Annotated in this window: 15 protein-coding genes; 6 read left to right on the top strand and 9 right to left on the bottom strand. The window is 65.7% G+C overall.

All coding sequences use genetic code 11. The features are described 5' to 3' along the window. Positions 1-6 precede the first annotated feature (6 nt). The 3 genes from ACMUOY_RS06475 to folC all read right to left on the bottom strand — a co-directional run bounded on the left by ACMUOY_RS06475 (position 7) and on the right by folC (position 2,670). Complete coding sequence (locus ACMUOY_RS06475; protein WP_413891881.1) at positions 7-495, bottom strand: CvpA family protein; 489 nt, start codon at positions 493-495, stop codon at positions 7-9. A 13-nt stretch (positions 496-508) separates the two neighbouring features. After that, positions 509-1,246, bottom strand: coding sequence for an SPOR domain-containing protein (locus ACMUOY_RS06470; protein ID WP_413891880.1), 738 nt, complete (start codon positions 1,244-1,246; stop codon positions 509-511). Between the two features lie 134 nt (positions 1,247-1,380). Then, a complete protein-coding gene (gene folC / locus ACMUOY_RS06465) occupies positions 1,381-2,670 on the bottom strand; it encodes a bifunctional tetrahydrofolate synthase/dihydrofolate synthase (protein ID WP_413891879.1) in 1,290 nt (429 codons plus the stop codon). A gap of 83 nt (positions 2,671-2,753) precedes the next feature. Here folC and ACMUOY_RS06460 point away from each other — a divergent pair, with 83 nt between their 5' ends. The 3 genes from ACMUOY_RS06460 to argG all read left to right on the top strand — a co-directional run bounded on the left by ACMUOY_RS06460 (position 2,754) and on the right by argG (position 4,853). Beyond that, complete coding sequence (locus tag ACMUOY_RS06460) at positions 2,754-3,098, top strand: arsenate reductase (RefSeq protein ID WP_413891878.1); 345 nt, start codon at positions 2,754-2,756, stop codon at positions 3,096-3,098. Between the two features lie 61 nt (positions 3,099-3,159). Next, the gene (locus tag ACMUOY_RS06455; RefSeq protein WP_413891877.1) at positions 3,160-3,477 is read left to right on the top strand and encodes a pyrimidine/purine nucleoside phosphorylase; all 318 of its coding nucleotides are present in this window, start codon (positions 3,160-3,162) and stop codon (positions 3,475-3,477) included. 23 nt (positions 3,478-3,500) lie between these two features. Next, positions 3,501-4,853 (top strand): argininosuccinate synthase, encoded by a 1,353-nt coding sequence (gene argG, locus ACMUOY_RS06450; protein WP_413891876.1) that lies wholly within the window; start codon positions 3,501-3,503, stop codon positions 4,851-4,853. A 99-nt stretch (positions 4,854-4,952) separates the two neighbouring features. Here the strand turns inward: argG and ACMUOY_RS06445 are convergent, their stop codons facing one another. Continuing rightward, positions 4,953-5,498 (bottom strand): hypothetical protein, encoded by a 546-nt coding sequence (locus ACMUOY_RS06445; protein ID WP_413891875.1) that lies wholly within the window; start codon positions 5,496-5,498, stop codon positions 4,953-4,955. Between the two features lie 58 nt (positions 5,499-5,556). Then, positions 5,557-6,597, bottom strand: coding sequence for a UDP-N-acetylmuramate dehydrogenase (gene murB / locus ACMUOY_RS06440; RefSeq protein ID WP_413891874.1), 1,041 nt, complete (start codon positions 6,595-6,597; stop codon positions 5,557-5,559). A 42-nt stretch (positions 6,598-6,639) separates the two neighbouring features. On the opposite strand from murB, the gene ACMUOY_RS06435 reads away from it, so the two are divergent. Together ACMUOY_RS06435 and ACMUOY_RS06430 are read left to right on the top strand one after the other, a co-directional pair. Next, entirely contained in the window at positions 6,640-7,125 is a 486-nt protein-coding gene (locus ACMUOY_RS06435; RefSeq protein ID WP_413891873.1) for a nucleotide-binding protein, read from the top strand. A gap of 105 nt (positions 7,126-7,230) precedes the next feature. Then, complete coding sequence (locus ACMUOY_RS06430; protein ID WP_413891872.1) at positions 7,231-7,860, top strand: TIGR02281 family clan AA aspartic protease; 630 nt, start codon at positions 7,231-7,233, stop codon at positions 7,858-7,860. Positions 7,861-7,920: 60 nt separating this feature from the next. On the opposite strand, the gene ACMUOY_RS06425 is transcribed toward ACMUOY_RS06430, so the two are convergent. The 3 genes from ACMUOY_RS06425 to ACMUOY_RS06415 are packed head-to-tail and all read right to left on the bottom strand — an operon-like array spanning position 7,921 to position 9,451. Further along, positions 7,921-8,286 (bottom strand): RidA family protein, encoded by a 366-nt coding sequence (locus ACMUOY_RS06425; protein ID WP_413891871.1) that lies wholly within the window; start codon positions 8,284-8,286, stop codon positions 7,921-7,923. Continuing rightward, complete coding sequence (gene plsY / locus ACMUOY_RS06420; protein ID WP_413891870.1) at positions 8,283-8,909, bottom strand: glycerol-3-phosphate 1-O-acyltransferase PlsY; 627 nt, start codon at positions 8,907-8,909, stop codon at positions 8,283-8,285. The genes ACMUOY_RS06425 and plsY overlap by 4 nt, the downstream gene beginning before the upstream one ends. Positions 8,910-8,959: 50 nt before the next feature. Beyond that, a complete protein-coding gene (locus ACMUOY_RS06415) occupies positions 8,960-9,451 on the bottom strand; it encodes an aminoacyl-tRNA deacylase (protein WP_413891869.1) in 492 nt (163 codons plus the stop codon). A 252-nt stretch (positions 9,452-9,703) separates the two neighbouring features. Here ACMUOY_RS06415 and ACMUOY_RS06410 point away from each other — a divergent pair, with 252 nt between their 5' ends. After that, complete coding sequence (locus ACMUOY_RS06410; RefSeq protein WP_413891868.1) at positions 9,704-10,765, top strand: hypothetical protein; 1,062 nt, start codon at positions 9,704-9,706, stop codon at positions 10,763-10,765. A 70-nt stretch (positions 10,766-10,835) separates the two neighbouring features. Here the strand turns inward: ACMUOY_RS06410 and ACMUOY_RS06405 are convergent, their stop codons facing one another. Beyond that, complete coding sequence (locus ACMUOY_RS06405) at positions 10,836-11,894, bottom strand: aldo/keto reductase (protein WP_413891867.1); 1,059 nt, start codon at positions 11,892-11,894, stop codon at positions 10,836-10,838. Positions 11,895-11,925 lie beyond the last annotated feature (31 nt).

Here is an 11,925-nt window from a genome sequence, read left to right as displayed (position 1 = left end):
AAAAAATCAGGCCGGCAGATACTTCCCGAAGGCTTCAGGCAGCACCGGCCGCAGTCCTTTCAACGCGGTGCTCAGCAGCCCCGCGCCCGTCGAAGTCTGCCACCACGGACTTGACTTCATCGGCGTCATGTCCATCACCACAGCCAGCGCCAGCAACAGGACCAGGCCGCGCACCAGCCCGAACGCCGCGCCCAGCGTACGGTCCACCGGGCGCAGACCGATGGCCTCGATCAGCTTGCGCGTGATCCAGGCCAGCAACCCGCCGGCAAAGGCGCCGGCCACAAAGACCAGCACGAACGCCGCTGCATATCGCACCGGCTCGGTGGCCCCGCTCATGGGCAGGCGCAGTGCCACTTCGGGCGCCCACCATTGCGCCAACACGAAGGCGGCGATCCAACCCAGCATCGACATCAGTTCGTAGACCAGTCCGCGCCATGCGCCCAAAAGCAACGACGCCCCCAGCACCGCCAGCAAGAACCAATCCGTGGCTGTCACGCATCCGGCCGGATCAAAGGGTCAGAATGGCCGCGGGCAGATCCAGCCCACGGATCCGCGCCGCTGCCTTTTCCGCCTCGGCCCGGTTCGTGAACGGCCCAACCCGGACACGGATTCGCTTGCCTTCGGCCGTCTCCGCTATATGGGTGTACGTGGTCAGACCCGCCTTCTCCACCTTCAGGCGCGTCTCACGCGCCTTGGTGGCATCGGCGAACGCGCCGACTTGCACAATGAAACGACCGGTGTCTGACGCCGCGGCTTTCGGTGCGGGTGCGGTCTCCTTGCCCTCCAGCAGGGCCTGCGCCCGGCGGCCGTCATCGGCAGGATGGGCGGCGGGCGGTTTGGTTTCGGCTTTTGGCTCCGGCTTGGGTTCGGGCTTCGGCGCCGCCGCAGGGCTGGTTTTTGCTTCTGAATGAATAGCAGACTCAGGCGATTTGACGCTGGGTTTCTCCGCCTTTTTCTCGGAACCCGGCGCCACGATCTCTTCCCGGGCATCCAGGCTGGCACGCGCCGACACCTGCGTCGAAGGCACCGAAGCGGCCACCGCAGGGCTCGACGCTGCGCGCGCCGGCGCGGAAGCCGCGACAACCGGGCCCGCCACACTCGGCGCCGCATCCGTTGCCGCGGACGGCACGGCCAGAGGTTTGACCTTGTTGCGGTCGGGAATCTGGATTGCCACATCCACGGCCACCGGGCGGGGCTGGGTGTCGAACACCAACGGAAAACCGATCACCGCCACCAGCACCAGCACGGCCGCACCGATCAGACGGTGGCGCGCACGACGGCGCAGGCCCTCGATGCTCTCCGCGGGCGCTACATGCCCCGCTTCGGCGTCGGATCGGGAGCCAGGGAATCGGAACTTGAAAAATGCCATGAAGCAAGGACTCAGGCGTTCAGGTGTTTGGCATCGAGACGCGGGATGCCGTCCTGCAAAACGCCGCCCACGGTATAGAAGGATCCAAAGACGACGATTCTATCAGCGGGGTCTGCCGCGGCGATGGCGGCGCGCAGGGCTTCTACTGGCGACGCATGCACACTGGCCAGCGCCTCGCGGCGCCCCGGCAGCGCCTGCCAGCCGGCCAGCAAAGCCTGGGCCGGCGCCGCGCGCGGCGTGGGCAGATCGGTGAAATACCAGCGATCCACCAGCGGGCCGACGCGCGCCAGCATGGGCGCCAGGTCTTTGTCGGCCATCGCACCGAATACGGCATGGGTCGTCGGGTAATAGCCCATCGCATCCAGGTTGGCGGTCAAGGCCGCGACCGAATGCGGGTTGTGCGAAACGTCCAGCACCAGGGTCGGCTGGCCGGGCACGATCTGGAAGCGCCCCGGCAGCTCCACCATCGCCAGTCCATTGCGAACGGCCTGCGCCGCCACAGGCAACTTTTCGCGAAGGGCCTCCAGCGCCGCGAGCACACCCGAGGCGTTCACCAACTGATTGGCGCCGCGAAGGGCCGGATAGGCCAGTCCGGCAAACCGGCGGCCCCGCCCGGCCCAGGCCCACTGCTGCCGGTCGCCGGAAAAGTTGAAATCGTGCCCGAAGCGCCACAGGGGCGCGTCGATCTCGGTGGCACGGTCGATCACGCTTTGCGGCGGCATCGGGTCGCTGACGATGGCCGGCTTGCCGGTGCGCAGGATGCCCGCCTTCTCATAGCCGATGCTTTCGCGGTTGTCGCCCAGCAGTTCGGTATGGTCGATGTCGATGCTGGTGATGATCGCGCAGTCGGTGTCGATGACGTTGACCGCGTCCAGCCGCCCGCCCAGTCCCACCTCCAGAACGGCCACATCCAGACCGGACGCCGCCATGAGGCTCAGGATGGCCAGCGTGGTGAATTCGAAATAGGTCAGGGACGTGTCGCCCCGGGCCTGTTCCACCCGCTCGAAGTGCGGGATCAGGTCGGGCGCCCGCGCGATCTCGCCATGGATGCGGCAGCGCTCCTCGAAGTGCACCAGATGGGGCGAGGTGTACACCCCCGTGCGGTAGCCCGCCTGCAACAGGATCGCCTCCAGCATGGCACAGGTCGAACCCTTGCCATTGGTTCCGGCCACGGTGATGACAGGACATGCAAAGCCGAAGTTCATGCGTGCCGCCACCGCTTTGACGCGTTCCAGCCCCATGTCGATGGTCACGGGATGCAGGCGCTCGCAATGGACGAGCCAGTCGGATAAGGTTTTCATGGACCCCGGATTGTCGCGCACCCCCACCAAGGCCCGCGGCGCCCGCACGGTATTCGCGGACCGCACCGTGCCAGAATGGGCGGATGACCACCCTCTATGGCATCCCCAACTGCGACACCGTCAAGAAGGCCCGCGCCTGGCTGAGCCAGTACGGCATCGACTACGTCTTTCACGACTTCAGGAAGCAAGGCGTGCCAGAACCTGAACTGGACCAGTGGCTGGCGCACGTGGGCTGGGAACGGCTGGTGAACCGAAAAGGCACGACCTGGCGCCAGCTCGACGGGGCCACCCGTGACGCGGTGTCCGATGCCGCCAGCGCCCGCGCCCTGATGCTGGCGCACCCGAGCGTGATCAAACGCCCGGTGGTCGCCTGGCCCGACGGTGTGACGGTCGGCTTTGACGCCGACGCCTGGCTGAAACGGCGCTGACACCTGCCAGCGGACCTAAAATCATGGGTTTCGCCGATTCCTTATCCTTCTTTCGCACTTCATGACCACCACCCACATCGACGGCGTGTCCGTCACCACGAAAGCCAATGTCTATTTCGATGGCAAATGCGTCAGCCACGGCATCACCTTTGCCGACGGCACGAAAAAATCCGTGGGCGTGATCCTGCCCGCCACCTTGACTTTCAACACCGGCGCGCCTGAGATCATGGAGGGCGTGGCCGGTTCGTGCGAATACAAGTTGGCCGGGAGCGACACATGGGTGAAATCCGGCGCCGGCGAGTCCTTCAGCGTACCGGGCAACTCCAGCTTTGAGATCCGCGTGGACGACGCCTACCACTACATCTGCCACTTCGGCTGAGCCCTACTTTCCGAGACCCGACCATGGCCACGATTCTCCAAAACCTTCCCGCCCAGCAAAAGGTCGGCATCGCGTTCTCCGGCGGCCTGGACACCAGCGCCGCGCTGCTGTGGATGCGCCAGAAAGGCGCCATCCCTTACGCCTACACGGCGAACCTGGGCCAGCCCGACGAGGCCGATTACGACGAAATCCCGCGCAAGGCGATGGAATACGGCGCCGAGAAGGCGCGCCTGATCGACTGCCGCAGCCAGTTGGCGGCCGAAGGCATTGCCGCGCTGCAGTGCGGCGCCTTCCACATCTCGACCGCGGGCGTCACCTACTTCAACACCACCCCGATCGGCCGCGCCGTCACCGGCACCATGCTGGTGGCCGCGATGAAGGAAGACGACGTCAACATCTGGGGCGATGGCAGCACCTTTAAAGGCAACGACATCGAGCGCTTCTACCGCTACGGCCTGCTCGCAAACCCGTCGCTCAAGATCTACAAGCCCTGGCTGGACCAGGCGTTCATCGATGAGCTGGGCGGGCGCGCCGAAATGTCCGCCTTCATGACGGCCAACGGCTTCGGCTACAAGATGTCGGCCGAGAAAGCCTACTCCACCGACTCCAACATGCTGGGCGCCACGCACGAGGCCAAGGACCTGGAGCACCTGAACAGCGGCATCCGCATCGTCAACCCCATCATGGGCGTGCCCTTCTGGCGCGAGGACTGCGTGGTCAAGGCCGAGGAAGTCTCGGTGCGCTTCGAAGAAGGCCAGCCGGTGGCGCTGAACGGCAAGACCTTCGACAGTGCCGCCGACCTGATCCTGGAGGCCAACCGCATCGGCGGGCGCCACGGTCTGGGCATGAGCGACCAGATCGAGAACCGCATCATTGAGGCCAAGAGCCGCGGCATCTACGAAGCCCCCGGCCTCGCCTTGCTGTTCGCCGCCTACGAGCGTCTGGTCACCGGCATCCACAACGAAGACACCATCGAGCAATACCGCGACAACGGCCGCAAGCTCGGCCGTCTGCTCTACCAGGGCCGCTGGTTCGACTCGCAGGCCATCATGCTCCGCGAGACCGCCCAGCGCTGGGTGGCGCGCGCGATCACCGGCGAAGTGACCTTTGAGCTGCGCCGCGGCAACGACTACTCGATCCTGAACACCGAGTCGCCCAACCTGACCTACCAGCCCGAGCGCTTGAGCATGGAAAAGGTCGAAGACGCGCCGTTCACGCCGCTGGACCGCATCGGCCAGCTCACCATGCGCAACCTCGACATCGTGGACACGCGCCAGAAGCTGGGTATCTACGCCAAGACGGGCCTGCTGTCGCTGGGCTCCGGCGCCGACATGCTTCGCCTGGACGGCGGCCGCAAGGACGGCAAAGGCGGCTGATTCATCTTCGTGCCCGCCAGGAGCCGCCGGTCAGGCGGCTTTTTTCATGGCAAGTCAAAGGCGCTTTCGCGCGAGCCTTCCGCGCCGTGAACCCGAACCTCAAGCGCCGAGGACGGTCTGGGTGCAGGAAGGGGTCAGGCCTTCGCGTCCCAGCATGACCGGGCTTTGTCCGGTCGAACGCACCAGGCCGCTGCCCACATCGAACATGACGTTGAAGTAGTTCTGGAAGTTGCCCGGCGCGCAGTACAGCCAGGTCCAGGCCAAGGTGTTCGTCCGGGGAAAGGTCTGCGTCCACAACGCGCCGGAGGGCCCGAGGATGCGCAACACCTGCTCCTTCGTCATGCCCGCCTGCACCAGTCCGAACTGCGCTTCATTCAGCACCCCGGTGATGCGCTGGAGCTTGCCGTCGGCACCCACGAACACCATGAAGGTCTGGGTGCCGGAAGGGCCGAACGGATAGGCCAGCTGAGAAGTGCCGTCCGGGTTCTTCCAGACCATCGCCGGTTTGCCCAACGCCGCCTCGATCTGCGGCAAGGTCGACACACCGGGTTGCAGTGTGCTCGCGTTGAAACCCGCGCAGCCGGCGGCCAGCAACGCGCCCGCCAGCGTTGCGCCACGCAACCATGAACTCAGTCGAATGCTCATGTTTCTTCCTGAAAGACGTTGAACAAAAGAAGTCCATGCGGCCCGATACCCGGGCACGCTACACCACCACCGGCTCCGGCTCCAGCCGGATGCCGAAACGCTCGTACACGCTGGTCTGGATCGCCCGGGCCAGGGTCATCACCTGCCCGCCCGTGGCCCCACCGCGATTCACCAGCACCAGAGCCTGCTTTTCATAAACCCCCGCTTGGCCGACGCTCTTGCCCTTCCAGCCGCAGGCATCGATCAGCCAGCCCGCGGCGAGCTTGATGCTGCCGTCGGGCATCGGGTAGTGCACCACCTTGGGGTCGCGGGCGATGATGTCGGCGCACTGTTCGGGCGTGACGGTCGGGTTCTTGAAGAAGCTGCCGGCGTTGCCGATGACCGCCGGGTCGGGTAGCTTGGCGCGCCGGATCGCGCAGACCCAGTCAAAGATCTGCCGGGCCGACGGCGCCTCGATGCCGGTCTCTGTGCGCTTGCGCTCCAGGTCCAGATAGCCCAGCACCGCCTTCCAGGGTTTGGGCAAAGCGAAACGCACCCGCAGGATCAGCGCCTTGCCCGCCAGCCCCAGGCCGTTGGGGCCGCTGCTGGCGTGCTTGAAGATCGAATCGCGGTACCCAAAGGCGCACTGCGCCGCATCCAGGGTGAAAGCTTGGCCGGTCGTCAGGTCCACCGCATCGAGCGACTCGAAGCGGTCCTGCACCTCCACGCCGTAGGCGCCAATGTTCTGCACCGGCGAGGCCCCGACCATGCCGGGGATCATCGCCAGGTTCTCCAGCCCAGGCCAGCCCTGCTCCAGCGTCCAGGCCACGAAGTCGTGCCAGTTCTCCCCAGCGCCGGCCTCCACGATCCAGGCCTTCGGCGTGTCGGCCACCAGCCGGCGGCCGGTCAATTCGACCTTGAGCACCACCGGCCGCACATCGCCGGTCAGCACGATGTTACTGCCGCCGCCCAGCACAAACTTGGGCGCAGGGCCCAGTTCCGGGTCGTCCAGCACGGCCTGCACGTCGGCCGGCTGACGCACCCGAACCAGGGTCTGGGCCCGCGCAACGATGCCGAAGCTGTTGCAGGACTGCAGGGGTACATTTCGCTCGGCGATCATGGGAGAATTGTCGCACTGCCCACTTTCCGTAACGAGTCCCCCATGCCTTCTTTTGACGCTGTCTGCGAACCCAACCTGCCCGAAGTGAAAAACGCGGTCGACAACACGGCCAAGGAGATCGCCACCCGCTTCGACTTCAAGGGCACTCCGGCCGCCATCGAGCTCAAGGACAAGGAGATCACCCTGATCGGCAACGCTGATTTCCAGCTGACCCAGATCGAGGACATCCTGCGCAACAAGCTCACCAAGCGCAACGTGGACGTGCGCTTCCTCGACATGGGCGACGTGCAGAAAATCGGCGGCGACAAGGTCAAGCAGGTCATCAAGGTCAAGAACGGCATCGCCTCCGACGACGCCAAGAAGATCACCCGCCTGATCAAGGACAGCAAGATGAAGGTGCAGGCCTCGATCCAGGGCGAATCGGTGCGCATCACCGGCGCCAAGCGCGACGACCTGCAGGCTGCCATGGCCTTGCTGCGCAAGGACATGACCGACATTCCGCTGAGTTTCGACAATTTCCGGGACTGAAGCGGCATGCCCCACGCCTGCCACCCGGCGTGCAGCGCCGGCCCTGCAAGGCAGGCGCCCCTTTCGGGTCGGGCTCGCGCCATCCTCCCCCTTGCCGCCCGGTGCGTGTGGGCTGTTGGGCTGGTCACCGCCCTCGCCAGCGGCGCATGGGCCCAATCTGTCGCGCTGCAAGGCATGCTGGGCTCGCGGGCCCTGCTGATGATCGATGGCGGCGCGCCGCGCAGCGTGGCGGTCGGCGAAACGGTGCAAGGCGTCAGGGTCGTGTCCACCAGCAGCGACGCGGCCGTCGTGGAGGTGGGCGGCAAGCGCCTTACGCTGCGCCTCGGGGAATCCCCGGCCAGCCTGGGTGAGCGCGGCCAGGCCAGCAGCGGGCGGATCTCGCTGCCGGCTGATGGGGGCGGCCATTTCATGGGTTCCGGCAGCATCAACGGGCGGCCGGTGCAGTTCATGGTGGACACCGGGGCCTCAACGGTGGCGATGGGCGTGAGCGACGCCGAGCGCATCGGACTCGCCTACCGCGACGGCCAGCCCGTGCGGGTTGGCACCGCGAACGGCCTGGCCCAGGGCTGGCGCGTGAAACTGGCGTCGGTGCGGATCGGCGACGTGGAGGTGTACGACGTGGACGCGGTCGTCACGCCCCAGGGCATGCCCTTCGTGCTGCTGGGCAACAGCTACCTGAACCGCTTCCAGATGCGCCGCGACAACGACCAGATGGTGCTGGAGCGGCGCTATTAAGCTAATTTCGAGTCTTTTTGGCCACTTCCCAGCGTCGGATGGTCACATTCAGCTATCAAATCAGGACTGATCTGGCGCCACCGCCGCGGTGACCACGACCTCGATGCGCCAGCCTGGGTCGGCCAGCGCGGCCTGCACCGTGGCCCGCGGCGGCGCCGAACCGGGCAGCACCCAGGCGTCCCAGACGGCGTTCATCGCGCCGATGTCGGCAATGTCTGCCAGGAAAATCTGCGTGCGCAGGATGCGCGTGCGGTCGCTGCCGCACTCGGCCAGGCGACGGTCCACCTGGGCCAGCACATCGGCCGTCTGCGCAGCAATGTCGGTGGCGTCGCACTCGGGCACCATGCCGGCCAGGTACACCACCCCGTTGAAGACGGCGGCCTCGCTGTAGCGGGCCGCGACATGCAGGCGGCGCAGCTCGCTCACTTCTTGGACCCCAGCTTCGATTCCTTGCCCGCCAGCAGGCGGTTGATGTTCTCGCGGTGGCGCCAGGCCAGGAACATGGCCATCACGAAGAGGGCCAGCGTGATCGACTTGTCCGCATACCAGGCCACCCGGTCGCCGAAGAGGTAATAGACCGGCGCAAAGGCCGCGGCCACCAGCGAGGCCAGCGAGGAGTAGCGGAAAAAGTACGCAATGATCAGCCAGGTCAGCGCGGTGGCCAGGCCGAGCCAGCCGCTGATGCCGAACAGCACGCCCAGCGCCGTGGCCACGCCCTTGCCGCCTTCGAACTTGAAAAACACCGGGTACAGGTGTCCCAGGAAAGCCGCCAGCCCGACCAGCGCCACCGTGCCATCGCCCAGACCGACGGACGGGCCAAACCAGCGCACCAGCATCACCGGCAGCCAGCCCTTGGCCGCATCGAGCAGCAGCGTGATCACCGCCGCCGGCTTGCTGCCCGAGCGCAGCACGTTGGTGGCGCCGGGGTTCTTGCTGCCGAAGGTGCGCGGGTCGTTGAGGCCCATGGCGCGGCTCACGATGACGGCAAAACTCAGCGAACCGACCAGGTAGGCGGCCACGGCCGCGAGCAGGGGATACAGGGTTTCCAAAGGGTGCTCCTAGGCAAGCGCGCCATTTTGCCAGCGTCGCAAGGGGGTGATCACTCTACGAGCGCACACTGCACGGGCCGCGCGCCCAGCACCTGGACGCAGACCTGCGGGTCGATGCCGACCAGGTAGCCGCGCCGCCCGCCGTTGATCAGGATTTTCGGCAGCGCCAGAATGCTCTCTTCGATGAACACCGGCATGGTCCGCCGGGTGCCGAACGGCGAGGTGCCCCCCACGAGGTAGCCGCTGTGCCGGTTGGCGACCTCGGGCTTGCAGGGCTCGACCGACTTGGCACCGATCTGCCGCGCCAGGTTCTTGGTCGACACCTTGCGGTTGCCGTGCATCAGCACCAGCAGCGGCCTGGCGTCCTGGTCCTGCATGACCAGCGTCTTCACGACGGCAAACGGGTCCCAGCCCAGCACCTCCGCGCTGTGCTGCGCGCCGCCGTGCTCCAGGTACTCGTACGGGTGCTCGGTGAAGGCCACACGGTTCGCCTTGAGCAGCGCGGTGGCGGGGGTTTCGGAGACGTGATCCTTTTTGGCCATATCGGCGCATTTTCCACAACCACGAGGGGCCACTTCGTACCCGTCAAAGCTTCGGTTGGCCAGCCTCGCGGATCGATCGACGCCTTGGCGCTGCAAACGCCCCCCTGTTTGAGGTGTTTTCATTCCAAAGGGTATCGGGCTATGCTGAAACCGCGGCGCAAGTTTTCTGCGGATATCGCAGACCCCCTATGCATCGACACCAATGGGTCAAACGACCTGCTTGAACCACTTTTTGACACCCACGAGGCCCCCATGCTGAAGTTCTCCAAAGCGACAGTTGCACTTGCATTCAGCGCTTTCGCGACGTTTGCGTTTGCCCAAACACCGCCTTCCGACCAGGCACTTTCCGTCGCGGACTACGTCAAGGCCCAGGAATCCGGAGGCCTGGGCGCCAACAAGCGTGTCGCCATTTCGTCGTTCTTCATCCAGTTCGTGCGCGACCAGGGCATTGAACGGTCGGCTGGCAGCTTTGGAATGTTCCAGGCACAAAGCGCCACCTATTTCACGCAGACCCGCGGCGTCGATGCTGCCCTTCTGCAAACGGTGGCTGACAAGCTGTATGACGGCTTCGTCGCAGACCTGAAGGCCGCTGGCATCGAGGTCGTGCCGCAATCCGAACTCGATGCCAACGCCAATTTCCAGGAAATCCGCAAGGCGGGGACCGCCTCGCCATTCATCGACAACATTGAGACCGGTGTGCGCAAGGACAAGCACATGGCGGTCAACATGCTGGTCTCGGCGAAAGGGCTGCCCATCATCCTGAACGGCCTGATCGACAAGAAGTGGCTCCCCGGCGACGGCGGTCAGTCCCTGCGGGGAATGACCCTGGTGCTGGGCAGTGCTACAGCTGCAAAAACATTGCAGGCGCCCCTGCTGGCGGTGCGGATGACGGTCTCCATGATCGAGCAGAAAGGCAAGGGCTGGGGTTCGTCGGCGCAGTATGGAAACATGATCCTCAAGTCCGCCTCCTGGGAGTTCGAGACCGACCCCTTGCCGCGCTTCGTGGAAGATGGCACGGCCATTTTCGTCAACGGGGTCAACCTGAGCGGCCTGCCCAGCTCGCGCAACCTGTTCACACTCACCAAGGCGGTGCCCGTGCGCGGACTCGAACTCTCGGGTGTCAAGGGTGAAGGCACCAATGCGCGGGGATCGGGCCTGCTGGGCGCCCTGGGACGCGCAGCCCAAGGCGCAGACGCGCCTGCGGACGCCTATATCGATATTCAGCCTGCAAACTTCACGGCACAAATCACCCAAGGCGGCCTGCAGGTTCTCGGCCTGTTTGTGAAGGCGATGACGGCACCAGACGGGAAGTAGGCCCGGTGCCGTTGCCGTCTGAGTACGGCTTGCGCAGAACTCTGACGCGCGTGCGCCGCTCTAGTCCACTTTAAAGCGCCGGGTCGCGCAGCTCCCAACGGATCGCATCGATCGCCTTGAGCAGCTCGGGCGACAGGGTGGTGCCCCATGCGTCGAGGTCTTCGTCGAGCTGCGCCAGCGAGGTGACACCGATGATGGTGCTGGCGACCTGCCACTTGGTGTAGCAGAAGGCCAGCGCCAGCTGCGAGGGCGTCAGGCCGTGCTCGCGGGCCAGGGCGTTGTAGCGACGCGCGGCCACCAGCGCCTCCGGGCGGCCCCAACGCTGCTTCTTCATCGATTCGAACTTCGCCATGCGGCCCTGAGGCGCCTCGGGCGAGGCGATGCCGGTGGCGTCGTACTTGCCGGTCAGCAGGCCGAAGCCCAGCGGCGAGTAGGCCAGCAGCGACACGCCCAGTCGGTGGCAGGTTTCGTCCAGACCGTTCTCGAAGGTCCGGTTGATCAGGCAGTACGGGTTCTGGATGCTCGCCACGCGGGGCAGACCGTGCTGCTCGGCCAGGCGCAGGAACTCGTGCACACCGTACGGCGTTTCATTCGACAGGCCGATGTGGCGCACCTTGCCGGCCCTGACCAGGACCGCCAGGGCCTCCAGCTGTTCGCGGATGGACGTTTCGGACTTCTCCTTGGTCGGGTCGTAATAGACGATGCCGAAGGCCGGCACGTGGCGCTCGGGCCAATGGATCTGGTACAGGTCGATCACATCGGTCTGCAGCCGGCGCAGGCTGGCGTCGCACGAGGCCCCGATGTCGGCCGCCGTCATCCCACCGCCGGCGCGGATCCAGGGCATGCCGCGCGAAGGGCCCGCGACCTTGGTGGCCAGCACCACCTTCTGGCGCACGCCAGGGTTTTTCGCAAACCAGTTGCCGATGATGGTTTCGGTGGCGCCACAGGTTTCGGCACGCGCCGGCACCGCGTACATCTCGGCGGTGTCGATGAAGTTGACGCCGCGCTCCAGCGAGCGGTTCAGAATCGCGTGGGCGCTGGCCTCATCGACCTGCTCGCCGAAGGTCATGGTGCCGAGGCAGATCGGGGTGACGTGCAGGTCGCTTTGACCCAGTTGGATGGTGTTCATCGGTGGTATCGGCTTGAATGTCGGGGATGGT

Source organism: Candidatus Skiveiella danica (genome assembly GCF_022705245.1).
Classification (GTDB): domain Bacteria; phylum Pseudomonadota; class Gammaproteobacteria; order Burkholderiales; family Burkholderiaceae_C; genus Skiveiella; species Skiveiella danica.
This window is presented reverse-complemented; position numbering and strand designations above follow the sequence as displayed.

What these genes read in the sequence shown, in the direction of transcription:
- ACMUOY_RS06435 (WP_413891873.1), top strand. Translation starts at nt 6,640, where the DNA reads ATGCCTTCTTTTGACGCTGTCTGCGAACCCAACCTGCCCGAAGTGAAA.
- murB (WP_413891874.1), bottom strand. Translation starts at nt 6,597, where the DNA reads ATGATCGCCGAGCGAAATGTACCCCTGCAGTCCTGCAACAGCTTCGGC.
- ACMUOY_RS06455 (WP_413891877.1), top strand. Translation starts at nt 3,160, where the DNA reads ATGACCACCACCCACATCGACGGCGTGTCCGTCACCACGAAAGCCAAT.
- folC (WP_413891879.1), bottom strand. Translation starts at nt 2,670, where the DNA reads ATGAAAACCTTATCCGACTGGCTCGTCCATTGCGAGCGCCTGCATCCC.
- ACMUOY_RS06405 (WP_413891867.1), bottom strand. Translation starts at nt 11,894, where the DNA reads ATGAACACCATCCAACTGGGTCAAAGCGACCTGCACGTCACCCCGATC.
- ACMUOY_RS06460 (WP_413891878.1), top strand. Translation starts at nt 2,754, where the DNA reads ATGACCACCCTCTATGGCATCCCCAACTGCGACACCGTCAAGAAGGCC.
- ACMUOY_RS06415 (WP_413891869.1), bottom strand. Translation starts at nt 9,451, where the DNA reads ATGGCCAAAAAGGATCACGTCTCCGAAACCCCCGCCACCGCGCTGCTC.
- argG (WP_413891876.1), top strand. Translation starts at nt 3,501, where the DNA reads ATGGCCACGATTCTCCAAAACCTTCCCGCCCAGCAAAAGGTCGGCATC.
- ACMUOY_RS06445 (WP_413891875.1), bottom strand. Translation starts at nt 5,498, where the DNA reads ATGAGCATTCGACTGAGTTCATGGTTGCGTGGCGCAACGCTGGCGGGC.
- ACMUOY_RS06410 (WP_413891868.1), top strand. Translation starts at nt 9,704, where the DNA reads ATGCTGAAGTTCTCCAAAGCGACAGTTGCACTTGCATTCAGCGCTTTC.